The organism is Frischella perrara (genome assembly GCF_000807275.1).
Classification (GTDB): domain Bacteria; phylum Pseudomonadota; class Gammaproteobacteria; order Enterobacterales; family Orbaceae; genus Frischella; species Frischella perrara.
This window is the reverse complement of sequence record NZ_CP009056.1, coordinates 1,261,005-1,283,400: the sequence shown is the minus strand read 5'-3', so window position 1 is coordinate 1,283,400 and position 22,396 is coordinate 1,261,005. Positions and strand designations below refer to the sequence as shown.

28 protein-coding genes and 2 tRNA genes are annotated in these 22,396 nt (G+C 34.2%); 3 read left to right on the top strand and 27 right to left on the bottom strand.

Annotated features, from left to right (window positions below; genetic code table 11):
• Nucleotides 1-10 precede the first annotated feature (10 nt).
• The 27 genes from FPB0191_RS12580 to FPB0191_RS05525 form a co-directional block, all read right to left on the bottom strand.
• Complete coding sequence (locus tag FPB0191_RS12580; protein WP_082018249.1) at nucleotides 11-1,564, bottom strand: phage tail protein; 1,554 nt, start codon at nucleotides 1,562-1,564, stop codon at nucleotides 11-13.
• The gene (locus FPB0191_RS05630; protein WP_052236810.1) at nucleotides 1,528-2,217 is read right to left on the bottom strand and encodes a baseplate wedge 1 family protein; all 690 of its coding nucleotides are present in this window, start codon (nucleotides 2,215-2,217) and stop codon (nucleotides 1,528-1,530) included. Before FPB0191_RS05630 ends, FPB0191_RS12580 begins: the two co-directional genes overlap by 37 nt.
• Nucleotides 2,210-3,328 (bottom strand): baseplate J/gp47 family protein, encoded by a 1,119-nt coding sequence (locus FPB0191_RS05625; protein ID WP_039104564.1) that lies wholly within the window; start codon nucleotides 3,326-3,328, stop codon nucleotides 2,210-2,212. The genes FPB0191_RS05630 and FPB0191_RS05625 overlap by 8 nt, the downstream gene beginning before the upstream one ends.
• Entirely contained in the window at nucleotides 3,309-3,674 is a 366-nt protein-coding gene (locus FPB0191_RS05620) for a contractile injection system sheath initiator (protein ID WP_039104563.1), read from the bottom strand. The genes FPB0191_RS05625 and FPB0191_RS05620 overlap by 20 nt, the downstream gene beginning before the upstream one ends.
• On the bottom strand, nucleotides 3,664-4,338 hold the full coding sequence (locus tag FPB0191_RS05615) for a Gp138 family membrane-puncturing spike protein (RefSeq protein WP_039104562.1): 675 nt from the start codon (nucleotides 4,336-4,338) through the stop codon (nucleotides 3,664-3,666). The genes FPB0191_RS05620 and FPB0191_RS05615 overlap by 11 nt, the downstream gene beginning before the upstream one ends.
• 107 nt (nucleotides 4,339-4,445) lie before the next feature.
• A complete protein-coding gene (locus FPB0191_RS05610) occupies nucleotides 4,446-5,270 on the bottom strand; it encodes a phage protein (protein WP_039104561.1) in 825 nt (274 codons plus the stop codon).
• Nucleotides 5,254-5,580 carry a phage baseplate plug family protein gene (locus FPB0191_RS05605; RefSeq protein WP_039104560.1) on the bottom strand — a complete coding sequence of 109 codons (327 nt, stop codon included), beginning with the start codon at nucleotides 5,578-5,580 and terminating at the stop codon, nucleotides 5,254-5,256. The genes FPB0191_RS05610 and FPB0191_RS05605 overlap by 17 nt, the downstream gene beginning before the upstream one ends.
• Before the next feature lie 84 nt (nucleotides 5,581-5,664).
• Nucleotides 5,665-6,600: a phage baseplate protein gene (locus tag FPB0191_RS05600; RefSeq protein WP_052236809.1), complete on the bottom strand. Its 936-nt coding sequence runs from the start codon at nucleotides 6,598-6,600 to the stop codon at nucleotides 5,665-5,667.
• A complete protein-coding gene (locus FPB0191_RS11685) occupies nucleotides 6,600-8,405 on the bottom strand; it encodes a phage tail protein (RefSeq protein WP_052236808.1) in 1,806 nt (601 codons plus the stop codon). The genes FPB0191_RS05600 and FPB0191_RS11685 overlap by 1 nt, the downstream gene beginning before the upstream one ends.
• A gap of 144 nt (nucleotides 8,406-8,549) precedes the next feature.
• Nucleotides 8,550-8,966 carry a phage tail assembly chaperone gene (locus tag FPB0191_RS05590; protein ID WP_039104559.1) on the bottom strand — a complete coding sequence of 139 codons (417 nt, stop codon included), beginning with the start codon at nucleotides 8,964-8,966 and terminating at the stop codon, nucleotides 8,550-8,552.
• The gene (locus tag FPB0191_RS05585; protein WP_039104558.1) at nucleotides 8,966-9,397 is read right to left on the bottom strand and encodes a tail tube family protein; all 432 of its coding nucleotides are present in this window, start codon (nucleotides 9,395-9,397) and stop codon (nucleotides 8,966-8,968) included. The genes FPB0191_RS05590 and FPB0191_RS05585 overlap by 1 nt, the downstream gene beginning before the upstream one ends.
• A 9-nt stretch (nucleotides 9,398-9,406) precedes the next feature.
• Complete coding sequence (locus FPB0191_RS05580; protein ID WP_039104557.1) at nucleotides 9,407-10,918, bottom strand: DUF3383 domain-containing protein; 1,512 nt, start codon at nucleotides 10,916-10,918, stop codon at nucleotides 9,407-9,409.
• Between the two features lie 2 nt (nucleotides 10,919-10,920).
• Nucleotides 10,921-11,415, bottom strand: coding sequence for a phage neck terminator protein (locus FPB0191_RS05575; RefSeq protein ID WP_052236807.1), 495 nt, complete (start codon nucleotides 11,413-11,415; stop codon nucleotides 10,921-10,923).
• A gap of 79 nt (nucleotides 11,416-11,494) precedes the next feature.
• Nucleotides 11,495-11,665, bottom strand: coding sequence for a hypothetical protein (locus FPB0191_RS12165; protein WP_162485163.1), 171 nt, complete (start codon nucleotides 11,663-11,665; stop codon nucleotides 11,495-11,497).
• Nucleotides 11,666-12,149: 484 nt separating this feature from the next.
• The gene (lysC, locus tag FPB0191_RS12575) at nucleotides 12,150-12,380 is read right to left on the bottom strand and encodes an Rz1-like lysis system protein LysC (RefSeq protein ID WP_110021859.1); all 231 of its coding nucleotides are present in this window, start codon (nucleotides 12,378-12,380) and stop codon (nucleotides 12,150-12,152) included.
• Nucleotides 12,277-12,633: a DUF2570 domain-containing protein gene (locus FPB0191_RS12160; RefSeq protein WP_039104555.1), complete on the bottom strand. Its 357-nt coding sequence runs from the start codon at nucleotides 12,631-12,633 to the stop codon at nucleotides 12,277-12,279. Before FPB0191_RS12160 ends, lysC begins: the two co-directional genes overlap by 104 nt.
• Entirely contained in the window at nucleotides 12,620-13,051 is a 432-nt protein-coding gene (locus FPB0191_RS05565) for a lysozyme (RefSeq protein ID WP_039104554.1), read from the bottom strand. The genes FPB0191_RS12160 and FPB0191_RS05565 overlap by 14 nt, the downstream gene beginning before the upstream one ends.
• Nucleotides 13,052-13,054: 3 nt before the next feature.
• On the bottom strand, nucleotides 13,055-13,378 hold the full coding sequence (locus FPB0191_RS05560) for a phage holin family protein (protein ID WP_202965385.1): 324 nt from the start codon (nucleotides 13,376-13,378) through the stop codon (nucleotides 13,055-13,057).
• A 92-nt stretch (nucleotides 13,379-13,470) separates the two neighbouring features.
• Nucleotides 13,471-13,547: transfer RNA gene (locus tag FPB0191_RS05555), tRNA-Trp, on the bottom strand.
• A gap of 7 nt (nucleotides 13,548-13,554) precedes the next feature.
• A tRNA-Ser gene (locus tag FPB0191_RS12155) sits at nucleotides 13,555-13,643 on the bottom strand.
• A 506-nt stretch (nucleotides 13,644-14,149) separates the two neighbouring features.
• Nucleotides 14,150-16,180, bottom strand: a complete 2,031-nt coding sequence (locus FPB0191_RS05550; protein WP_039104553.1) for a phosphodiester glycosidase family protein — start codon at nucleotides 16,178-16,180, stop codon at nucleotides 14,150-14,152.
• Between the two features lie 964 nt (nucleotides 16,181-17,144).
• Entirely contained in the window at nucleotides 17,145-17,498 is a 354-nt protein-coding gene (locus tag FPB0191_RS05545; protein ID WP_039104551.1) for an antiterminator Q family protein, read from the bottom strand.
• 10 nt (nucleotides 17,499-17,508) lie between these two features.
• On the bottom strand, nucleotides 17,509-17,859 hold the full coding sequence (locus tag FPB0191_RS05540) for a RusA family crossover junction endodeoxyribonuclease (protein ID WP_052236806.1): 351 nt from the start codon (nucleotides 17,857-17,859) through the stop codon (nucleotides 17,509-17,511).
• Nucleotides 17,849-17,986, bottom strand: a complete 138-nt coding sequence (locus tag FPB0191_RS12150) for a hypothetical protein (RefSeq protein ID WP_162485160.1) — start codon at nucleotides 17,984-17,986, stop codon at nucleotides 17,849-17,851. The genes FPB0191_RS05540 and FPB0191_RS12150 overlap by 11 nt, the downstream gene beginning before the upstream one ends.
• A 74-nt stretch (nucleotides 17,987-18,060) precedes the next feature.
• On the bottom strand, nucleotides 18,061-18,744 hold the full coding sequence (locus tag FPB0191_RS05535; RefSeq protein ID WP_039104548.1) for a replication protein P: 684 nt from the start codon (nucleotides 18,742-18,744) through the stop codon (nucleotides 18,061-18,063).
• On the bottom strand, nucleotides 18,744-19,481 hold the full coding sequence (locus tag FPB0191_RS12145) for a replication protein (RefSeq protein WP_110021858.1): 738 nt from the start codon (nucleotides 19,479-19,481) through the stop codon (nucleotides 18,744-18,746). Before FPB0191_RS12145 ends, FPB0191_RS05535 begins: the two co-directional genes overlap by 1 nt.
• A 223-nt stretch (nucleotides 19,482-19,704) precedes the next feature.
• Nucleotides 19,705-19,929: a transcriptional regulator gene (locus FPB0191_RS05525; protein ID WP_039104546.1), complete on the bottom strand. Its 225-nt coding sequence runs from the start codon at nucleotides 19,927-19,929 to the stop codon at nucleotides 19,705-19,707.
• A 128-nt stretch (nucleotides 19,930-20,057) separates the two neighbouring features.
• Between FPB0191_RS05525 and FPB0191_RS05520 the strand changes: the two genes are divergently transcribed.
• The 3 genes from FPB0191_RS05520 (at nucleotide 20,058) to FPB0191_RS05510 (ending at nucleotide 22,246) form a co-directional block, all read left to right on the top strand.
• Entirely contained in the window at nucleotides 20,058-20,780 is a 723-nt protein-coding gene (locus FPB0191_RS05520) for a S24 family peptidase (RefSeq protein WP_039104545.1), read from the top strand.
• 398 nt (nucleotides 20,781-21,178) lie between these two features.
• On the top strand, nucleotides 21,179-21,454 hold the full coding sequence (locus tag FPB0191_RS05515; protein ID WP_039104543.1) for a hypothetical protein: 276 nt from the start codon (nucleotides 21,179-21,181) through the stop codon (nucleotides 21,452-21,454).
• Nucleotides 21,455-21,874: 420 nt separating this feature from the next.
• The gene (locus tag FPB0191_RS05510; RefSeq protein WP_039104541.1) at nucleotides 21,875-22,246 is read left to right on the top strand and encodes a hypothetical protein; all 372 of its coding nucleotides are present in this window, start codon (nucleotides 21,875-21,877) and stop codon (nucleotides 22,244-22,246) included.
• The last annotated feature ends 150 nt before the right edge of the window (nucleotides 22,247-22,396 follow it).

Sequence of the window (22,396 nt, the reverse complement as noted above, 5' to 3'; positions counted from 1 at the left end):
CTCCTTTCTCTTATGCGGCTTTAACAATATATAAAAATGCAATATTTCTTGGTCTGAACTCGTCCCCTGTCGGCCACACATTTGAGAAATCAATTGTATGTTTCATGGCCTGTCCTCCGGCGTCTCCACCAGTTTTTCCACCAGGTTCAGCAGTGATAAGCTCACCGTCTACTCCTCCTCGGTTCTTACAGAACCAAAAACCAGTAGCATTTCGAGCTTGGTCACCTTGCTTGCTTAATATATTTCGATTTAAATCAATATTAGCACCACTATCTAACCCCCTAATAAATTCACCTCGCAAATCAGGAAGAAAGCCCGATTGATAAGCTTTAGCTAATAATGGGTATTTATTTTTATTGAATGCTGACCCATCACATTTAAGCCAGCCTGTGGGTGGTGTCGTTGTAGGCCAAGGTTGGGGAATACCTACAGGCAATATATCATTGACGTTTTCTTCAGTTATTAATTTTATTGGTTTTTGCCAAGTATCATCCCTGTTTTCTTGATAGCATAGGTTTAAAGGTGTCACGCCTACTTCTGCGTAAATCCTAGCCGAAAAATTCCATCCTTTGTCTGTCGCTCGATATGGCAAAACAAATCCAACTACACCTGAACCTTTGTTAACATATGGTTTAATCGATTCTGGCATATTGACATATGTACTACCAAAAAAAGAGGCGTTCTGCTCGTTCAAATTATCCGATATCTTTGTAAGAGATAAGTTTTGATGACCTACGCCATACTCACCTCGCTTTATTAATTTAATACCTTTTTCATAAAATCCCTTTAATGCATTAACCTCCCCGTTGCGACAATTAATGACAACAGTACTATTAATAGCAGTATCTTCTTGACCTGAAGCATGCATCGGAGCGAAACCAACACCGTTCCATGATGCAAATGTTAAATTGGCTGTTTTCCCTAGTCTGGCATCATCGGCACCGGTAACAATAGCAAATCCACCACCTCCGGCTTCATGTGCAAGAATGGCATTTGGGAAAGTGTTTTCTACAGCTCGTAACCAATTCTTAGAAGCAACAATATCATATGTTTTTGGTTGGTTAGATTTTATTAATCCACTAACGATTCCACCAGTTTTAGGGAATGCATTAAGCGCTTTATCATATGCAGCCTTAACCGCTTTAGGTGTAGCAGCTTCGGATTCTGATACGCTATTCACTGCTGAATTAAGCTGAACAATCCCCTTTTTAGTTAAACTGGCATCATCTAACAATTTTTTCCATTTTGTTGTAGTCGTTGAAGGTTTAGCATTATTATTTTCATTTGTCGCAATGTATAAAATACCGTTATATTTAATTACGGCATTAACGGGATATGTGACCTTATCATTCCATTCGGGCACACCTTGTTGAAGTAAATAAAGCAAATGCCTATCAACCCTATTAAATGCCCCATTAAACCATTCCATTGGTGGCTTTTTCCCGGTTCGTTCACTTGTTACACCCCATCCACGACTAATATCAGGAAATGCGATGAATTCTCCTTGTTTTGCCTCCTCAGCAAAAATTAAATAATCTGGGGTTTCTTGTACTTCTCTTGACATTGCTTGCCTCCTACATTTTGAATCCTTACGAATCTACCGATACCAAAGCCTTTTGCTTGACTATCATTAGAAAATCCAAAAGGTGTATGATTTACTAAAACTATTGATTGATAATTAACGCCTACGGGTCTAACTAAAATATCCATTTTGCTTATAGCATAAAATAATAATGAATTGAGATGATCACTATTAAGAATGATATTCATGGACATGTTTTGTAGATCTATCACATTACCCTTCGCACCTATGACAAATTTTATTGATTTGACGATATTTGATAATGTGCCGATTTGATAATTCTTAGTTATTCGCGCTTTAATAAAAAAACGATAATCACTATCATTCAAAATAACTGATGCGGATAACGCATCACCATATCGATAGAAGTCACCTATTCCAAATGGAAGTGCACTTTCATCTTCTAGCCAACCAAAATACTCTTTTTTAAGAGCCGTTGGTAAAACCCGTGACACGCCAACATGTCGACCGATTAAATCAAGTGCGTAACCAGTTGCTGTCTCTATGTTTAGAATATCAGCGATTTGAATTGCATTTTTAAAGGTATTTTCAGTTTCTTTGTTGATTGCTTTGATAGTTTTAAGCGCTTTTGGCTTGGTACGATATTGCCATATTAAGAAATTTTCCCTACTCAATGATCACCTCTACATTATTAATCTGTGCATATTCTCTAAAACCGATATCGGCAATATTGGAATTATTGACAGTAAGAGATTTAATATAAAAACCATCCACTAAATTAATATCAGAGATAATCCGAGATGCATAAACGTTCTCGCCAATATCAAATTCTAGTGTGATTAAATTATCTTTGATTTGTTCAATATCAATATCACTAAATAATTGATAACGACCAATGATCATTGATACGTTAACGTCTATTTTTTTCGGACGATCAAAAAAGACTTTTCGGAGTAGTCCATCCAATAGGTAAGCACTTTCTATCTTGCCAAATAGACCACACCCACCTATTTTTTTCTTGGCAATGACCTCAGCTATATTTTCATTAACTCCGCCAAGAATAACTGCATTTAATGAATGCGCAGGTACTCCTTTTTCGTCTGTTATGTCCGTAAAATTTTCATAAACAACACATTTAGTCACACCTGTGATATTTAATAATGCAGATTGTATGCCTTGTCTGTCATCATAATTATTAATGGAATGAGATAGCATAAAGCGCTTTAATAGTTGAGGATCGGATTCTTCATCAACACCGCCGTAACTTTCCTTGCTCGCTGTGACTTTTTCTACACCCAGAATAATAGCGCATGGCATTAGTTCTTCTTGCGCATTAACATTGAAGCAACCTAGTTCTAACGATCTTAATGTCGTTGTCGCACTACCTAAATCATTTAACGTTATTGGCTCGGTTGTAACCCACTTATTTTTATTTTTATCCTGGTAAATTGAATTGGCCGGGATATGAGTTTTAGGTTCACCGTTAAAAATAACTTGATCTAAATATGAATAGGATGCGGTTATTCGTGTTATTCCTGCATACATTGCACGCTGCTCTAACCACTGCCCTGTTGCTTGGTAGGGATCTAACATCTGAACAATAAAAGAAATCGACTGGTGGATATTTGCAAGCTCTTGTGAGAACAAACCTAATAATTGTCCATCGGGGGTATCGCTATCTAGGTTTACATCATCGCCATAAATGGACTTAAACGCATTCACTAATCGATTCTGAATCGTTAATATATCGTCTATTTCTATACCTTTATCTGTTATTTGTAACATTGAATGATGCCCCATTAGTATTATTGAATTTATCAGTATAAGTAATGTGAATCTGAAATTGGCGAGTTTCTGGATCGAGTAAAATATCGAATTCATCAATACTTACAACACCTTCAACCTTATAAATCTCTGTCCTAACATCAATTTCTAATTGTTTCGTATTCGGATTTTTGGTGAGATAGTCAAACCAGGCAATACCATCATTACGATTCATGAACCAATCACTTTTTAGTGCTTGTAACTTTGTTTTAATGCATTGCGTTATGGCTTGAGATGAATTAAGATAATCAGCATAACCTCGCCCAAACATCCAGTCATGATCGTCATCAAGCTGTCTAACCTTCATTTGGCGCTCCTGTATTGTTGTTTCCTTTCTGTACACCATTGTGAACGTGTGTATTTAAACTCACGCCTTTATTAGTAATAACATTTTCAGCTTTTAGCGTACCTGAGCTTACTGTATTTCCTCCAGTTTGGTTATAACTTCCAACTTGGTTATAATTGCCCAGTTGTTCCGTGCTGCCCTCATGAATAATGTTACCTTTTATGTAAATAGTCCCCTTAGTTAGTCGAATATGAGTTGAGCCATCATCAGTTTGCATTGATGCGCCATTATGATAAAAATCAGGGATTTTATTAGGTACGCTATTGCAACCTACAATAAAAAAGCCGTCACTTAGATCATTAATTCTGTTATCTAGTGGTTTTGATTGTTGACCGCTTATATACCAACCATCAATACAGCGACTTGAAAAAACGACCAACCCCTCATCCCCAGCTTTTATTGGTACAGTAATACAAAATCCGCCAGCATGTGGGAACTGAGCGGGGACATCCACTAAAGGGGGGATCGTGATTTCTTGTCCATTTGCAATAATTCGGTTAATCATAATTTGGCAACTAACCGTATGACCATTAAAGTTAATTACTTTTGCCGGTAACGCAGTATAGATATTTGATTGTGCGCGTTTAATTTGATTTTCTATTGCGGTATATAATGAAACTGTCATAAATTACCTATGATTTATTAGATAATAAAAAACCCTCATTAAGAGGGTCGTAATTCAAACATTTATATTAATCTTTTACGGGTTGTATTGTCGTGAAATTTAAATAATTAAATCTCTTCAAATTTTCCACTCGTACAAACCAATTTACTATACCAATTTGAACCGTAAAGATCGCCATTATGCTCTATTGATTTAATTTTATAATCGCCATTGCATTCAGATACTCTCGATTCAATACGGACAATTGAACCAACTTTATAATGAGGGTTGCATAGCGTTTTCACCTCTACTTCCTCATTATTTTTTTGTGGGATGCCTATCATGCCTGTTGTCCGAGAAATAACCCAACCCTGGTTATTAGCCAGTCCCTTATTTTTAGGAATAATAAAAAGTTGACCGTCTTGAATAAACCAATCAGCATTTTGGTTGATAGCTATTTCATGCATAACTTCTCGGGTATCACACATCATTACTTTGCCTCGAGGTAATACTCTATCATTCGGTAAATTGACACTGCCTTTTTGTATACCGAAACTGTTTGCCGCTTCATTCAACAAGTCGTTATCAGTTTGTCCTTTTGCCACTGTTTTAATGATCGTTTTTTCAGTAAAAGCCTTATATCCATCTCCACAACGTAAAACCGTGATGATATCTTTATCATTTAATTTGTTTTCTACGTTAATAATGTCTCCGCAAAATATTAACCTAAGCATATCATCCTTATAACATACGCTTAACTCTAATAAATGATATTGTTTAGTCGCGATTAGATTACGATTTGAATCGTTGAGATTATAAATACTAATTTCTGCAGCATTGGGATTGGAGGATAACGTTTTTTTTATTGAGAATGTGACACGCAGGTGATCAATAATAATGCTCTCATTTTGATTACCAATTTTAAGTTGCAACATTCTACCAAATTGACGCACGGTATTCCTCCTTTATCATGATTAGCAATTGCATACGATTATTAAAATCATCTTTCGAAATTGAGTTAATACCTTTACCTGATTTATCATAAAGAACTAGCACAAAAGGCAAATTAAACTCAATGAGTGAAGGACTACCAACAGCAAGTCCTTTATTTCTCGTAATATACTGGTTTTTATTTATATCAAATAAATCGAATTGATACCCCCTCAAGACAGAATTGTAACGCAGTGTTAATCGCAAATTGATATCGTACAAAGAAAATGATTGCACTAGAATATCATCTGATGTTATAGGTATGATATACATGTTTGTTTGTTCCTTCTATCCTTTGATACACTACTAGTCTTTCGTCAAAATCGATGGATAAGGGTTAACTGTATCCTGTTTATTTTAGGGAAATTTAACCTGTTTGTTACCCTTGTTACCCTTGTTACCCTTGTTACCCTTGTTACCCTTGTTACTCGGGTTACCTGTATCCTTTTGATTCTGGGGAAATCTAACCTGTTTATTCTGAACACTGTTACCATTGTTACTGTTGAGTCTCTCATAAATCCAATAGTTATCATATGATCCCTGATTTGGATAAAAAATCGGGTTTAAGGAGAAATCCCCTTCAGCCGTTTTTGCAAACACACTTCTGAAATTCCCCTTATTTTCGAGCTGAATGTGACCTGAATTAGTCTTTTCAAGTTTAGAGATCCTTAGAACGTTAAAGATTTGAGTTTCAACAATGAATATCTCACGAAATGTTATGATAAATTCACCGACGGTACTTTCTTTTTGCGTAAGACCAATAGACGTAATAATCATATTTTTGTATTGCCGTGCATTGGTTAGTAGCGTCACTGGTTTACCGCTTCGCTGGATAGCTAATAATTTCTCATGAGCATCAGCGATCCTATCAGATGATAGTTTTTGGAATTTAGGTGATTGGTAATCCGGCAAAAAGTCGGCAACAGGCTGAACTAAGTTTTCTTCCTTAGTCTGATTAAGTGATGTATAGTACCCCTTAACCGTTTTTTCAGCTTGTGGTGTGATAGATCTTACCGGTATGGGTGACGGATAGTCTTTAATGTCATAACTCGTCACGCTTTTGTCTATGTTATTATTAGGATTATAACTAACAACCAGTCCATTAACGGTCACCTCTTTAGGCTCTAACACCGCATGATCTGCGATATTTGCCCCATTCTCTATCGGATTTTCTGTCAATCTTAGCTTTGATGTATGCTGTTCTACCGTATTTATGTCCAAATTAAAAGTAAAATCATCGGTAATGATTAAACCAGAATTTAAGGATGATTCATTCAGTATAGATTTATACATTAATTTGCTCCGAGTGCGGTTTGTGTATTATCAGCGACATTTTGAATCTCATTTTTGGCAAGATTATTCAAATTATCAAACCCTTCTTGCGGTGTACTAACGTGCATGGTGTTATTAATTGTCACAGCATTATTATTCACCTTTGATGAAACTCGATTCATGGCTGCTGCGTTTGCGTTATTAGTATTTAACGAGTTAGGGTGCTCAATTATAGTAGTTTTAACCTGTTCTTTGTCCTTATCATCATCAAATAATCCTGTCCAAGAAAAATATTTTTTGAATTTGGATGTGAACTTTTTACTTAAATTGGAATAAATATTGTTAAACCAATCAATTAATTCGGAAAACTTATTTTTTATCCAATCTATGCCATCGTTAACTGGATTAATTAACGATTCATATAGACCTGTAAAGATCTCGCTAACATCCGTCACCAAAGACTCAAACCCGTCTTTAATATACTGCCAAAATTGTGTAAAAGTAGATGTAATGAAAGCAAAAATATCTTTACATGTCTCTATAATTTTACCGATTACCCAATCTATGCAATTAATTAAGCCATTGATGATCAGCTCAAATAGCTCTAAAATGGCTTTACCAAGACCTTTAATATTCTGCCAAAGTTGTACAAAAGGAAACAACAAGAAAGTTAAGATAGCTTTAAATGTTTGACAAATTTTATCTATAAACGTTGTGGTGTCATCCTCCCAAATATCAAACAGTGAACTGACCAATTCCCACGCTGCTTTGAAAGGTGCAATTATTGACTCACAAAGTCTTATAAATGATAAATAAATACCATTTATAACATCACCGATATCAAGCCCAAGCATATCCATGATATAACAAATTGCTTTGTATAAAGCACGGAAAGGAAAAATAATCAGATCAAATAGATAACTAAATATTTTCCCTATTCTATCTACTGTTTTACTGGCTTTACTTTCTGACATACCGAAAAAAACAAAAATGTATTTTAACAAATTTGATAGTATGGTTTTAATTCCATTTATGTAGCCTTCATATATTTGTATAATAGAACTAATGAGTTTTTTCGATGTTGATTTGATAGCTTCTGAATCACCACTCCAAAGAGCTTTTATAAATTGAAAAATTAATTTGATATGCTCCCACAGTGCTTTTGCGCCATCAATGAGTGGTTGCCAATAACTGCCCAAAAGACTTTTACCGCCCTTCAGATAAACCATTAAGTCATCTATAAGTAACAGTAAAACCGTAATCGCCCCAATCACAAGTCCCACAGGACTCAGTAAAAAAGCCTTATTAAATAATGCCCATATAGCGATAAAGGCAATAATTGCATTTTTCCAACCAATCGTATTAGTAATAACCAAATCCAAGAATTCGCAAAAATGCTTTATAACTTGAATAATATTACCAACCACTTTAACGATTATGTCGATCCCATCCGCGATCAATTCTTTGTTGGCAATGAGCCAATCACTAAAGACTAAAATTAAATCAGTAACAGCCGGTGCAAGACCAAGCGCAATTTTGGTCTTTATAGTTTCAACCGCGAGCCCTACCTTACACATTACACTTTTATACTGTTCTGCCTGAAGCAGCTCTTTTTCAGAGATGTCAAAAAGTGCATTTTTTTGTAAAGCAAGAATTTGCGCATTCTCTATTGCCCCGTTAAATGCATTCCACATCATTTTGCCATATGTAACGGCAACATTATTCAACTCTGAAAAGCCTGTTTTTAAATTATTGATGACACCAGAAATTTCAGCGGCTTTAGAAGCATCAACACCTATTTTTATTAAAATTTCCTCTAAAATCATATTATGCCTCACTCTGTTGTTTTTCGGCTAATTTCAGTTCTGCTATGACGTTATGCATATCAATGACATCATCAAGCGAATAAACAGTCCTCAATTCGTGAAGCGTTGCGTATTTATTAACGACAACGCCCCATAGAAACCAATCTATATCGCTTTCTTGGTTATTTCCGCCAAGCTGAGCGTACTTAGATTGGACAATATGCCATTTGGTAAAAAACCCAAAAAATGGAACTTCAGACCTTCAATAATAATTTGATAATAATGGTTTCGATGTGTATTAAAAAATTCACCTTGTTCTTTAGGATTTTGAAATAAAATCGTTTTACCGTTTTCATCAACCGCGGATACATAATCCAGAACAAACTTTTCAATCTCAACAAATTCTTCACTACCAATATTGGATGCGAGCTGACCAATATCAAAGCCTGTTTGATTACCTTCCAATGAAAAACAGCCCTTTAAAAGGGCTGTTAATTTTTTAAGATATTTGTTGGCTTTGAAAAAATCGGCTTGTTTGAATGTATAGGTTACATCATCAATTATAAAATCTTTGTTTTGCATTATAAACCACCTTTAATTTTTATTTCTGCTTTAGTTGCTACAAATGTCCATGTCATACCATTGTGTGACGTTCCACGACTGATAGTTGGCGGTGTGGAAAACCAACATCCCGATAATAAAATTTCATCGCCATTACGCATATCTTTATAGGTAATTAATTTTGCTGTTGCATTAGTCGGGTTATTAATTTGTTGCTCACGTAATCTATTGAGTGTTTCGTTAATTTCACTGTGCTGTAATGTTTTAATCGTAACAGTCGCACCACGATTACTTGAGTGGACAAAAACACCTTGCCCATTAATACCATGGGTGATACTACCATCATCGCCAGCGGGAGCGATTGAGATTGAATCTTGTGCATTCTCGTAACCTGTTATTTCAACACCATCAATAGTCACGATTGCATCTTCTAAAGAAAATGATTTAGACATTTAACCTCCTTATCGATTAAATTGGACAATAATATCAACGCTATGACCTGCACCAGCAAGTTTTAATGCACAATTGATTGGCATCATTTTGCGTGCTTCACGGTCTGCTATATCTTGCGTATCAAATGAATCAGAATAAAAATAATAGCCATTGATTTGGTCACCATAAGACAAGCCACCCAAATCGCCTAATGTCCATTTACCTGAACCTAAAAAGCCATTATCGATAAACTGCTCACCTATCACTTTAATAGAACTGATGAGAATTTCTTGACCTCTGTCGGTTTGAGGAATTTTAGTTGGCTGACCTTGTAACGTATTGAAAGCTTGAATCTGGACGGCATTAATAAATGCATCTAATCCGGTTGTTTCGTCAATAAATGTACCACCTAGCATGACACCTTCCGCCAACATATTGACACCTGCATAATCGGTATAATAGTTAATACCTAAACGGCGGCATTTGTTAGCCTCATTTATGGTGATTTTATCGTCAGATGTTACGCTAACTTGCTGTTTAAATTTAACTGTTTTTGCAGTATTGATTCCATTCCAAACTGTAGTTAATGCAATACCCATTAATTCCGCAGCAGCATGTGTATTACCTTTATTGTTATATTGAACCATTAAACGACCACTGTTGCGCATAGAAAGTGTTTTAAGTACATTCGTATCAACGTATTCAATGTTAGCAGGTCGCGTCTCAGTAAATGCCATAACCTTCGCATTTTCGACCCCTTGAGCAATGATCCAATCATGTGCTTCGATTAATTCAGCGTCATTAATCGTATTTGCAAAATAAACACCGTACCAATTCTGGTATTGATTTTGTAATTTACTCAGTGCTTCGGCTGGCGTTTCTTTGTTATAACTTGCCGCGTCTTCACCATTAATTAGCGTACATTTACCGTCAACTAGGTTAGTTAAATGACCGATGTAAGTACCACCTAATTCAGCATTAAAAACATAACCAAAATTAGATCCTTTACCTTCTGTTTTAGACGATAAAATAAAACGCCTACCGACCGAATCAAAGATAAATTTGACTTGGTGATCCTCTAATTTTGCATTAATGATCTTTGTTACATCATCCATATTCGATACTTTAGAAAAATCTAAGCCACTAATATCGATTTGGTCTGAGCCATAATAAAAAGATAAATAGCCATCAGTGATGGTTTTAAAATGAATATAACTTATCGCTAAAGCTGATCCGTTAATTTTAGAATAGGTAGCGGGGATCGTTACTGTTTCTTGAACATATCTAGCAATGATCGCCGTTTTAGGCTTAGGTTTTGCTGAAAATAATGCTGATGCTGCTCTATATGCATCCGAATTAGTACCGAATAGTGATGCAACTTGATTAGCATCTGACACAACGATATAACGTGAATCAGGGTTGTTATACTCGTCGCACATTTCATTAGTAAAAATTGCCACAACGCTTAAATCGCGTTTCTGTGCGCCTTGTGGGGACTGTTGTAGAATTACATCTACAACCTGACTAATTGGTAAACTCATTGTTAACCTCGTATTAATTTAAAATTTACTGTTTTGCCACATTTAACGTTGGCTTTAATGATTGAATTAATTGAAAAAATAAGATCAACCTCTGCACGTTGTTCTTCACCGCCATCAATAGCAGTCGGCAGACTTCGAATCTCTGAACATCGTAAATAACCCATACCCATACGCTTTAATCGTTGCCAAACTGACGTTGATCGCATGGATTGTGTTAATTTACACAGTAGCTGATAGGAATTTTTACCGTAGGCATTAATCGAGATGTTGACCTCTTTCAATGTCGATATGATTTCTTCCTCATCCTTACCGTTAAACTTTATTTCAGTACCGATATCCAACTGGTGTGAATTTAAAACGGTAACAAAATAATCCAGTTCCGAAACATCCTGCATATTGTTAGCATCAAATACTCGCTCATCAGGTAACGTTAAAATCTCCGCTATCATGCGCCTGACTTCCTCCATATCGAGTTGCCAAACAGTCGTAATAGCCATAATCACTCCATATTGATTTAGATATGATTTTGTTTTTCATATCGTGATAATGAAATAGCATCCCATTAGTTAATGCAGTTTAAGAAAATAGCCGAACTGTGGGATTAAACCTTTCGCTTTCGGACAGAATTTGCAAATCGTCATTACAGGTCGGTCGAATAATGCATGTGATATCACCTAACCCGTCAACATTAACTTTATTTGCGAAAAACGCATCACTTAGAACCTGTGATATAAATTCACGTTTCATTTTTTCCTGACCTCATATGTTATGGATGCATGTAATTGACGCGTGTTAATCAGTGGTATGTTTGCATCGGGTGACCTCCTTATGTTATTTCTAACAGTAGCTAACTTTCGTCTTGTGGTTTTTCTGTGGTGTTATGCTCAAAATCACCGTCAGTGATTTTATCCACGATTTTCCCCTAAAATATGAGCCAATCGTTGCATAAGCATCATAATGAGAGATATTACCCGCTAAAGATTCATTTAATAGCTGTTTACTTAACTGCGTTAAATTTCCTGACTACTTTGAAGCGTTAGAGCGCAAGAATGATCGCTTAGGGATCCCTCTTTCCGGTACGCCAAACTCATAAATCAAGGCTTTTTTCTTATCGCCCTTTACATTCAACTTCCTTTGATTGTTGACGATATCAAGCTGATTAAAATATGCATTAACTGGTTATATTGCTATACACGCAAATTTTTATAGTTTATGTAGTAAGAATTAATAATTATTGATTAATTAACCTAATCGCTTTTTTATCCTGGTTACATATCTCAATAACATTTAATAGATGTTCGTTATATCTAACACTATCACCAAAGGTCATTGTTTTAGGCGGTATATTGGGGAGGCAATCACTTAGCAGGTTTGCTGGTATCGGTTGATTGACGTAGACTTTTCGCTCTGTTGTACAGGCTGTTAGAAATGGAAACAGGCACAGGCTGATCAGCACAATCATTATTTTTAAGTAATTCATTGATTTTTTCCTGCTGTTCTTGTGATGTGTTTTCTAATTCACGCGTTGCATTTTCATTCTCTGTTATGATTTTGTTTTGCTTGATTGCGTTATTTTCTAACTGTAGTAACTTTGCGGACAACTCATTGATTTTTTGATGGGCCACTCTATTGTCTTGCCATAGGTTATAAACAAGACACATTAATAAAACGCCAATAATGGCACTTATCATCAAGAATTTATTAGAGCTTAGCATTGAACAAATCTTCTTCTGCTTGTCTACGACGAATTAGACCACACAAAACCATTCCGTTTGCTTTGTTCCAACGTTTAAACTCATTAGATGCTCCAACGAAATCACTTGTATTAAGCTTGGCTAATAATGTAGATTTGTTAAATGCTGAAATACCAATGTTAAATATCAATGAACATAACGCATCAAATTGATTTTGATTAATTTTCACCTTAACCAAACGAATAATTGCCCGTTCAACCGAATATAAATCTTGCATCAAAAAACAATTAGCTTGATCTTCACATATACGGTCGCCTTCTTTGACGTTCTTCGTATGACCATAGCCAATCGTCCATACATTGGCTGAACATTTATAGGCTTTTAGTTGCAATGATTCGAAGTGTTTAATTAAGTCTAAACCATTCTTACTAATGATCATGTCCTAATCCTTTCCACTGGCTTTCTTAATTAGTCGTTCTTCTAACGCTTTTATCAATGTTGCGCCTGACCAACCGGCCAACCCAGCTATACCACCTGCTAGCTCAAAATCCAGATTGAAATAACTGGCGCCTAGCACAACTAATGCGCCTGCAAATGTTGATACTAATATTTGTGCCAATAGCATACCAATGCGGAACGTATCACCATTCATAATGTGATAGCAATAACTAGCTAGGGAACCTAGTAATGTTATAAAAAATAAATATATAACAACCGTCCAATTTATGTTGTTTGGGTCTTTTATAGGCATTTTCTTTTTCTTCATAAAGGCCTCCATTGTGAGGCGGTTAATAGTAGTGACAGCGTACTAGCTAATGACCAAGTCATTTCAGTGAGTGTTCTAGGTTGCTGTCGATTTGGCATGAGCTAAAGGAATTGAACCCTTATCAATGGTTTTGGAGACCATCGTTTTAATACCGTTAAACTAAGCTCATATAATTGTGGTGGATGTGTGAGATTCGTACTCACGCAGAGTGCTAGCCCTTGCTAATTTTCAAGACCAGTACATTAACCTGCTCAGCAAACCATCCAATGATCTTTTAAAAAAAAATAACATTTTTGTTTATTTTAATCATGTCTCAAAGCAATACTGAGGGATAGTGAAACAAAGTGAGTTTTTAAGATGACAAATTGCTCATAGAGCTGGAACAAAGCAAGAAGTTAAAAATAGAAGATGATCCAAATCTTAATTCTCTTGGTGTTAGTAGGTTTGAGTTTCTCAATTTATTAAAATCAAACAAACTGCCATAGATTTGAATAGGGTCAAAAGTCAAGTTTATAGTAGAGACGATAAAACTCTTTAAACAAAAGAAAAAAGCCTCATGAGAGGCTTTATTTAAATTTTCGCGGTATTTTTTACGTTCAAAACCGCATTTTTAACATATTATATATTTAAACGTTTAAACGGTCAAGTATTTAATGTTTTTTTATTAAATTATTTTTAAGCAACCATAATTATGCAGCTTTTAAAGTCGGATTCACTTGGGCAAACTATTTTTTTCTTTTGCCCTTTTTCATAATCTTTCCTCAATTTTGCTTAAATATACATGATTGCTGGTATTTTCCTTTCTCCTTCACCTATACTAGGATTATTTATAATTTTTCCTTTGTACCACAATGATGCGCTACCACCTCCATCAAGATTAAATGCATGAATGCAACCAAGATCTTTCATTTTTCTAGCTATTTGATCCATTGTACAACCAGCAAATCCAGATTTACCATCAACCGCAAGCAATATATAACTTCCATCATTTTTCTGTCCTAAACACATTCTAGCGGATAAATTTTTAAACCAACCATAATGAGTTACCAATCCATATGGAAGCGGATCATATACCTCACCATCTACAACAAGTGGAGATTGGAATGTTGCTGTTTGCCATGCATTTTCAGCAATACTAGCTGAAGCAATCATTAATGGGTTATTGGAACTATAACTAGGTGTTGAAAAATCGCGACATGTTAATCTATTGTATCTATCAATAACAAGCATGCTACGTGCCCACCAAAAATTTTCTGTGCCATAAGTATCATATACAGTCCCATTTACGACGATATCACCAAGTTTTTTACTTGGAACATGCCAAGCACTGCTATTCCATGCTAAGGTTGCATTATTAATAGATTTCATCCAGTCTGATAGTGTTTTAAAATCATAGTTATCAGCTGCTTGTCGTATATTTCGGTAATCATTGACTCGAAACTCAATAAGGTATGAAGTTGCATCATTAAGATCTGAATCACGCTCTTTTATAATTGGTTCTGAAATATAATCATTTCTTGACGGCTTAATTATATTTAATTTTTGCTCATTATAAGTATTTGTTACGTTAGCAGAAGAATCATTTCTAATGGTTTTTATTTCTCCAGGGGCATAGAATTCATTGTTATAGTATTGGCCATTTGTTACTTCCTTACTAAACCATAATAATCCTGTATTTGTTTTTGCAATATCTGTGTAAAATTTATTATTAAAAACAGAAATACTATCAGTGGATTCAATTTTTACGCCTACTGCTATACAATGAAATCTACAATCATGTATTCGCCAGAATTTACTTGGATAAGTATTTGCTTTTGTTTGTGCATTGAAATTAGCATCACCAATAATAACGGCGTAACCTGCTTCAATACCACGATCAAATACACAATTGAATAAATCAACATTAACACATCCCGTTGCCCTAATATTACTCGCTCTTTGGTTAGAAGTTAAATTCGAGTTATGAACTTTTACATCAGTACAGGCCTCTAATTTTATAGTGTCTGTTATTGTACTGGCTGTAATATTATTAATCATAAGACCATTACAAAAGTATGCTCTAATCCCGCCATGCTTTAACATATCCCTATCACGCAATGAACCTGTAATAACCAAATTATCTAAAATTATTTTAGATAGTCTTGCTGTATTCGTACCAATTAAAGATATACCAGAAACGACACAATTTGTTATACGGGTATTTTGGATACGAATTTCAGTAGCAGCAAATGACATTGTTGGTTCAATATAGATCCCTGTTAGGAACTCTTGAAATTCACAATTGTCGATTAATACGTGATTAGCATTTAGAACAGTTAATCCATTGAATGCTCGGCTCTTAATCGAAGTAAATTTACAACAACGAATAGAATATCCACTTGTTATCGTACGCGATTGACCAATTTGAAGGCTCGAATGTAAAAAATTCACACCGTTTAACTCAACCGGAGTATAGATTTGTTCATTATCTTTTGGCGCAATTTTCACTACCAGATTATAAAATGTTACATTTGAAACATTCATTCTACGTCCAATATAAAAAACCACACTAGGAGAAAGATCTTTATTGTCAGGAGCCTTAAAAGAAACAACGCCTGTGGAAATAAACTGTCTTTTTAATTCAATATCTGATGAAATAATATAAGTGCCGCTCGGGAATAGTAAAATTCCACCACTCTTATACGTTTCATCAATTGCCTTAGTAATAGCTAAAGTGTCATCCTGTAACCCATCCCCTACGGCTCCGAATTCTTTAACTGAAATAATATTTGATTTTTTATCATACTCTTGTAATGAATTCATTTAATTATCTCCTTAATAGTAATTTTATTCGCATTGCATTGCCTAAGTTCGTTCAACAACTCTGAGTAAAGAACTTAACATTGTCCCCAAAGTTATTCTTTTATCAATTTAGCTGTGTAAACGAGTTTTTTTATGAAAAAAATCTCGGCATTTATACAACCAATTAATAATAAATGTCGCGATCCCCATCATTTAAGATAATCACACCTAAAAGCGTGCATATTACAACCACAGAAATAAGATATTGGTGATGAGTTTCTTTCTAAGATTAAATCTTCTTATTAGTTAACGATGTGACAGCGTACTAGCTCATGATTAGTAATGTGTGTGAGTCTGGTGTTGTTATCGGTTTGGTGTTGAGAGAATAACTCAACATTAAGAAATATACCTCGTCCCTCGGCTGACATTTTCGGGCTTTAAAATCTACGGCAAATTGACATTGACCGTATTAGTTACATGTCTTGGTAAATTTCAAGTAAGGGTAATTTGACCTATCGCCCTTAACTGAAATCCACATTACTTTTTTATAATTGAATCAAAACTCACAGCCAAAATAAAAAGTAGTTTATCCAGGATTGGTTCTCTAAGTTTTAACAAAGTGAGTTTTAGTATTATTGAAATTTTGTTTATATGTTAATGCAGTAGTGCTAAACCTACCAAAGAGTAAGTCAGAAGAGAAATGAAGAGATAAAGAAGATGGTCCAAGTTTTAATTCTCTTGATGTTAGTAGGTTCGAGTTTCTCAGTTTACTAAAATCAAACAAACTGCCATAGATTTGAATATGGTCAAAAGTCAAGCTTGTAATAGAAACGATAAAATTCTTTAAAGAAAAGAAAAAAGCCTCATGAGAGGCTTTATTTGAACTTTTTCGGTATTTCGTACGCTCAACACCGCATTATTAACATATTATATATTTAAACGTTTAAACAGTCTAGTATATTTAGTTATTTTTAACCAACCATAATTATGCAGCTTTTGAAAATAGTTCAATGATGTGACCTCTGATAAAACATTCAGCTGCAAGTAATATCTTTGTGATTTCAGTTGTCTGTTTACCTAAAACTTTAGCCTGCTTAGTACATGATATTTCACGTAAATAAAAAGAAGTCAGTACAGTCCAATACTCAAAGTTATCAGCCTTAAGCGCTAACACGGCATTATCAACAATCTGTGCCTCGTCTTCTGTCAAATATTGGCGATAGTCAAAATCTCTTAAAGCTCCCTCAATACCCGCTGATTTTGATGGATATTCTGTTCCAATACGCTTTAAAACACGTGTATTCTTCCACGCCATTAGAATATCTTTAGTTCCTCTCATTTTGCCTCCTTTAATTCGCTAATATAAATTTCAACGTGTCATTATTGTTCTCAAAACCTGCTCTAACGATACGTAAATCATCAATGTACTTATCATCTTCAATCACTTTTGCGTAGGTTAATGATTCCAAAATAACCTTATTTAAATTATCAAAATCTCTAACTCGCCAATCTGGCATAATTGTGTAAATTTCTATTTTTAACTTGCCAATTAATTTGTGGGCAACGTTTTCTTTAATTACTATCGCGATGACGGCATTTCTCAAATCAATGCCTTGTTCGTTAATATAAACATGTCCATGAGATACCGGCCAATAATGATTGACTAATGGCTGATAAGGTAGAGTCACTTTATTTAACATTTAATTGCTCATCCCTTACTTTGTTCAAATCATTTCGATTAACGATTTCTCTACGTTGTTCATATAATCGCTCTAAATATTGTTCCGTTTCGGCTATGAGCCTGTCCAATGTTTCTAATTGTTCCATCATGCTACCTTGAATAATTGTTCTTTGTATCTGTCGAATGTTATTAAATCTGTTTATGTGAAAAATGTTTCTAACTAACGTCCTTGCGCATGGATAAATCCAAATTTTTGTTTTATCTCATTAAGTTTTGATAATTGTGCTTCACGCGATAATGGCTCGCGTTTTACTTTTATTGTTTGAGTTATTGCTTTTTTAGCAGGTTGAATAACATAACCCGTCATCATCTTTTTTGTGAGTATTGCTATTAACTTCTCAGCTTTAATCAGTAATTTATCTCTACTTAAATATTCATCTTGCATTGCTCGGTATAGATCATTGACCAACCAATAATTAGCGTCACTGCCATAATCATAATTACAAAAATCATCAGACCATTTGCATTCACAAAATCTAATAACATTTTTGACTAACTCATCGGGGGTGGGTAATCCGTAGATTTCTGACATTCCCTTTTCACACCATTCAATAAATTGCCCTACTGACGGCATAAATGGATTATTTTGTCGTCTTGCTATTCGCATACCTGAATTAATCATTGTGGGATTAATGCCATTTTCTATAAATCCAATAATCCATTGACGTTTAACCGCATTCTCATCATTATTATTCAGTGTGTGAAACATGGCCGGACATGCTGCTTTAAGTTGTCTAAATAATTTATTTACAATCTCAGCAATCTCTTCCTTCTTTTGTTTTTTTTCAGAATCATCACTATTAATGATTTTGATTTGAGGTACTAATTCAGTAATGTTTCTCATTAGAAAAAATCCCTTTCGATATCTTCTATCCAAGATATGTCCTGTATATTGGTGTTATTTCTGGTAGAAGTAATAGTTATTGGTTTATTTTTAGTAGGAAATAGTCCTTGCCAACCGTTCATAATCGATTGATTGATTATCGCCTCAGGGCTATTTTGTTCCTCTAACATTTGAGATTGTTTTATCCAGGATTGCGGTTGAAGTTTTTTACCTATTTTACTTCTGTAATCAATCCAGTTTTTCCAAATCTCAAGACTTACGTTTCTAGGCTTAACAATCAGAGGATCAAAATTAACATTTCTTTTTTTTGTAATATTGTTTTTTGTATTTTCTTTTGTAGAGGTACATTTTTTGTCACTGGTAGCAGGTACATTTTTTGCTATTGGTTCAATGCATTTTTTGCCACCAGTAGCAATTTTTGAACCCACATTTTTGGCTATTGGTATTGATGAATCAAGAACGAGTGAATATTCTGTTATTGTGCCACTGTTCTTTATCGTGTTAATCAATCCCAAACTAACTAATTCAGTTAATGCTGTATAAATAGTTCTTTTGTCCTTTATTCCTAAATAATCCATAAACTGTGAAATGCTGATTTTGTCACTCGGTTTACCCCATCCTGTTGTTTTACGAGTTATTAACAGATAACAACGTAAAGCATTTGCTGACATTTCAGCCATTAACTCATCTATAACAGCGTTAGGAACCTGAAAGGAATTAGTTATAAACTTCGTCATTAATTAACACTCCATTAAATACTCAGCAAATTTTTCCATTTTTACAAACCAATCTGCTATCAATGTCAAAACCTGCTTCTTTTGGATCATAAATATGTAAACTTACTCTCATACAATGATGTTGCTCTAACGCTTATACTGGGTTAATTGATTTACCGCTTTGTAGATGTTCTAAAATTAGCTCACATTGATTTTGAGTTTTGTCGTTATTAATGTCACATATTTAACTCTTACGAATAACTGACCAGTTGATGTCAGGTCTTAAATCTTCACATTTAACTTTGCCTTTAGAATGTAGTTCAATTTCTATACATATTTTTATGCCAAGATTAGAGGTACGATCGCTTAATCGTTTTCTTAAATAACTAATAGTAGTACCGCATTTAGTCGCGAATTCTTTTTTTTCAGGTACCGTTAATGTTTTTAAAAAGGCTCTTAATTCTTCCATTCCAATGACCTTTAGGTTTTATTTATTACCAAATGATACCAATAGGTAATATTTAAATCAACAATTTTTTATATTTACCTTTTGGTAATTTTTTTTTAGTATTAACCGATATATATTAAGGAGTGCGTATGAATAGATATGAAATTAGAAGATTAAATTTAATTCGCTTAAGAGATGAATTTTGCGATGGAAAAATCGTTAATCTTGCTAAGAAGTTAAATAAGGATCAAGGTTTCGTATCGAGACTTTTATACATAGAAGGTAAAAAATATAAAAAAAACATAGCCGACAAATTAGTTTTCGATATTGAAAAAGCATTTAATTTACCGCGTGGATGGCTCGATGGCTTAAGCGATGATAATAAAATGGTCAAACAAGGAAACGATTTGGCAGGTAACGAAAACGATGGAAATAGCGGAGTGAAAATAGAAGTTTTAGATGTAAAAGCGAGCTGTGGTAATGGAATTATAACTGATCGCGAATTCGTAAGTGTCTTGCGCTCAATTGAGTTCACACATGATTTTGCTATGAAAATATTTGGGAAAAGATCAACGGAATATATAAAAGTAATTACCGCTAAAGGTGATAGCATGATGCCAACAATTAAATCGGGTGCAAATGTTTTCGTTGATACAAAAATAAATTATTTTGATGGTGATGGTGTTTATGTCTTTGTTTTTGATAATGAAATATATATTAAAAGATTACAAATGACTGGCACAGAAATTATTGTTATTTCTGATAACGCCATTTATGAAAGATGGCGACTTGATAAACAGTTAATGAAAAATTTTTATATACAAGGAAAAGTTTTTATTGGCCAAAATATTGATTATATATACTTTGACTAAACTTTGATTCATACCTAACCGCTTCGGCGGTTTCTTTATCCCTATTTCTAACCTACGCCTATTTACTCCTCAATGACATTTTAAGCATAGTTTCTAATTAAAGTAATCCAAAGGGCAATATTAGGTTAAAAGAATCACTTTTTTTGATTTTGAGCGTTTTTAATTCGATCAATTATTGAAAGTTTTTCCTTTATCGTATAAACTTTGATCTATATTTAGTGGTTAATTATTTTTTATGCTACTAGATATGGGGGCCCGATATGTGTGATATATCGGGCAAATATAAAAACATAAAGCATTAGGGCTTTTATTTTGAGATCTCGAAATGATTGTATATTCGTTTTCTTTTTGTGTAAAGCCCTATTTAATGCTTTCTATTATCAGAAGGTAAAATATATATGGCCTATTCACCAATATGTCAGAACTCTCATCGATATGATAATTCATTTGGATCGTTACCTAATTATCAAGGAACGTTCAGCCGACACAAATGTGCTGGCTGCGCATATGAGTTAGGTTATTTTCATGCAATAAATCAAATACCTAAAGCAAAAAATGATTCTGTATTAGCTACTATTCCTTATAGTCAAGCAGGTCATGTTCGTCATAAAGATGCTTTTGCTGCATATAATGATGGATATAAATTTGCATTATCTTTAGCTATAGCGGCTTAACATCATAATGATTGACAAAGCCCCTTTGGGGCTTTTTTAGTTCAAAAACATCTCTGAATCCACTTTCATGTATATTTTAGATTAAAAAGTAATCAATCAGAAAATAAATTAACCCTAACAAAACAATAAATTATTACCTATTGGTCAATAAATTTAAATCAATCTAACTAAATGGTATTTACTAAAATATAACCATTTGGTAATATTTATACCTCATAACAAAGTAAAAATTAGCAATCATAAAAGTACGCATCGGGTGAACGACTTACCCACTACTAGCCCTAACCTTAAAGAGAGATCGACTAGCTAGCAAGTTCTTTTACTAAATAGATTGCTAATGTTTTACATAACATTCAAATCAAAGCCCATTTTATCCAATGGTTTTTAGTTTGAAATTAATAATAACGAGTGAGGTTGATCATGTACGCCGAAGCCATATCTGCAAATGACTGTATAACTAATCAACATCTACGTAGGTTAGACCATGAAGAAGATTTAAAACGTAATCAAGAGTTAATTATTGAAAATCAAGCTATTGAGGAAGCAAAAAAGCTAATTAATGGATCCTATACTAAAGAATATGATGAGTTCATAAACGAAATAACTTGGATTGATGAGAAGTTAGCTGTTCGCCTTTTTAAATTGGAGAAAAAACTGTTAACTTACAAACGCCTTAATCGATTAAGGGATGTAATGAAGTCAATATTGACAGAACTTGCAATCAGATATTTTATGGATAAACATCGTAGAATATCTAAGTTTAACCAATTTATGACTTGCTCTTTGCCGTAAAACTCACCTCATTCTATACCGACTTTAAACCTCTCCTCCGGAAGCGAGAGTTGCGATAAAACAGCATAGCATTAAATTGTGGTATTGATAAGTTAACCGGGATTATAGGTGAATATTGTAAAAAGGCTCACAAGTTTATATTGAAGGTCA

Coding starts and splice junctions, on each gene's coding strand:
- FPB0191_RS05560 (WP_202965385.1), bottom strand. CDS start 13,378: ATGAAGAAAAAGAAAATGCCTATAAAAGACCCAAACAACATAAATTGG.
- FPB0191_RS11685 (WP_052236808.1), bottom strand. CDS start 8,405: ATGATTTTAGAGGAAATTTTAATAAAAATAGGTGTTGATGCTTCTAAA.
- FPB0191_RS05580 (WP_039104557.1), bottom strand. CDS start 10,918: ATGAGTTTACCAATTAGTCAGGTTGTAGATGTAATTCTACAACAGTCC.
- FPB0191_RS05590 (WP_039104559.1), bottom strand. CDS start 8,966: ATGCAAAACAAAGATTTTATAATTGATGATGTAACCTATACATTCAAA.
- FPB0191_RS05520 (WP_039104545.1), top strand. CDS start 20,058: ATGAATAGATATGAAATTAGAAGATTAAATTTAATTCGCTTAAGAGAT.
- FPB0191_RS12165 (WP_162485163.1), bottom strand. CDS start 11,665: ATGAAACGTGAATTTATATCACAGGTTCTAAGTGATGCGTTTTTCGCA.
- FPB0191_RS05575 (WP_052236807.1), bottom strand. CDS start 11,415: ATGGCTATTACGACTGTTTGGCAACTCGATATGGAGGAAGTCAGGCGC.
- FPB0191_RS05600 (WP_052236809.1), bottom strand. CDS start 6,600: ATGTATAAATCTATACTGAATGAATCATCCTTAAATTCTGGTTTAATC.
- FPB0191_RS05565 (WP_039104554.1), bottom strand. CDS start 13,051: ATGATCATTAGTAAGAATGGTTTAGACTTAATTAAACACTTCGAATCA.
- FPB0191_RS12145 (WP_110021858.1), bottom strand. CDS start 19,481: ATGACGAAGTTTATAACTAATTCCTTTCAGGTTCCTAACGCTGTTATA.
- FPB0191_RS05540 (WP_052236806.1), bottom strand. CDS start 17,859: ATGTTAAATAAAGTGACTCTACCTTATCAGCCATTAGTCAATCATTAT.
- FPB0191_RS12580 (WP_082018249.1), bottom strand. CDS start 1,564: ATGTCAAGAGAAGTACAAGAAACCCCAGATTATTTAATTTTTGCTGAG.
- FPB0191_RS05605 (WP_039104560.1), bottom strand. CDS start 5,580: ATGTATATCATACCTATAACATCAGATGATATTCTAGTGCAATCATTT.
- FPB0191_RS05515 (WP_039104543.1), top strand. CDS start 21,179: ATGGCCTATTCACCAATATGTCAGAACTCTCATCGATATGATAATTCA.
- FPB0191_RS05615 (WP_039104562.1), bottom strand. CDS start 4,338: ATGACAGTTTCATTATATACCGCAATAGAAAATCAAATTAAACGCGCA.
- FPB0191_RS05625 (WP_039104564.1), bottom strand. CDS start 3,328: ATGTTACAAATAACAGATAAAGGTATAGAAATAGACGATATATTAACG.
- FPB0191_RS05545 (WP_039104551.1), bottom strand. CDS start 17,498: ATGAGAGGAACTAAAGATATTCTAATGGCGTGGAAGAATACACGTGTT.
- FPB0191_RS05510 (WP_039104541.1), top strand. CDS start 21,875: ATGTACGCCGAAGCCATATCTGCAAATGACTGTATAACTAATCAACAT.
- lysC (WP_110021859.1), bottom strand. CDS start 12,380: ATGATTGTGCTGATCAGCCTGTGCCTGTTTCCATTTCTAACAGCCTGT.
- FPB0191_RS05620 (WP_039104563.1), bottom strand. CDS start 3,674: ATGAAGGTTAGACAGCTTGATGACGATCATGACTGGATGTTTGGGCGA.
- FPB0191_RS12160 (WP_039104555.1), bottom strand. CDS start 12,633: ATGCTAAGCTCTAATAAATTCTTGATGATAAGTGCCATTATTGGCGTT.
- FPB0191_RS05585 (WP_039104558.1), bottom strand. CDS start 9,397: ATGTCTAAATCATTTTCTTTAGAAGATGCAATCGTGACTATTGATGGT.
- FPB0191_RS05550 (WP_039104553.1), bottom strand. CDS start 16,180: ATGAATTCATTACAAGAGTATGATAAAAAATCAAATATTATTTCAGTT.
- FPB0191_RS05525 (WP_039104546.1), bottom strand. CDS start 19,929: ATGGAAGAATTAAGAGCCTTTTTAAAAACATTAACGGTACCTGAAAAA.
- FPB0191_RS12150 (WP_162485160.1), bottom strand. CDS start 17,986: ATGGAACAATTAGAAACATTGGACAGGCTCATAGCCGAAACGGAACAA.
- FPB0191_RS05535 (WP_039104548.1), bottom strand. CDS start 18,744: ATGAGAAACATTACTGAATTAGTACCTCAAATCAAAATCATTAATAGT.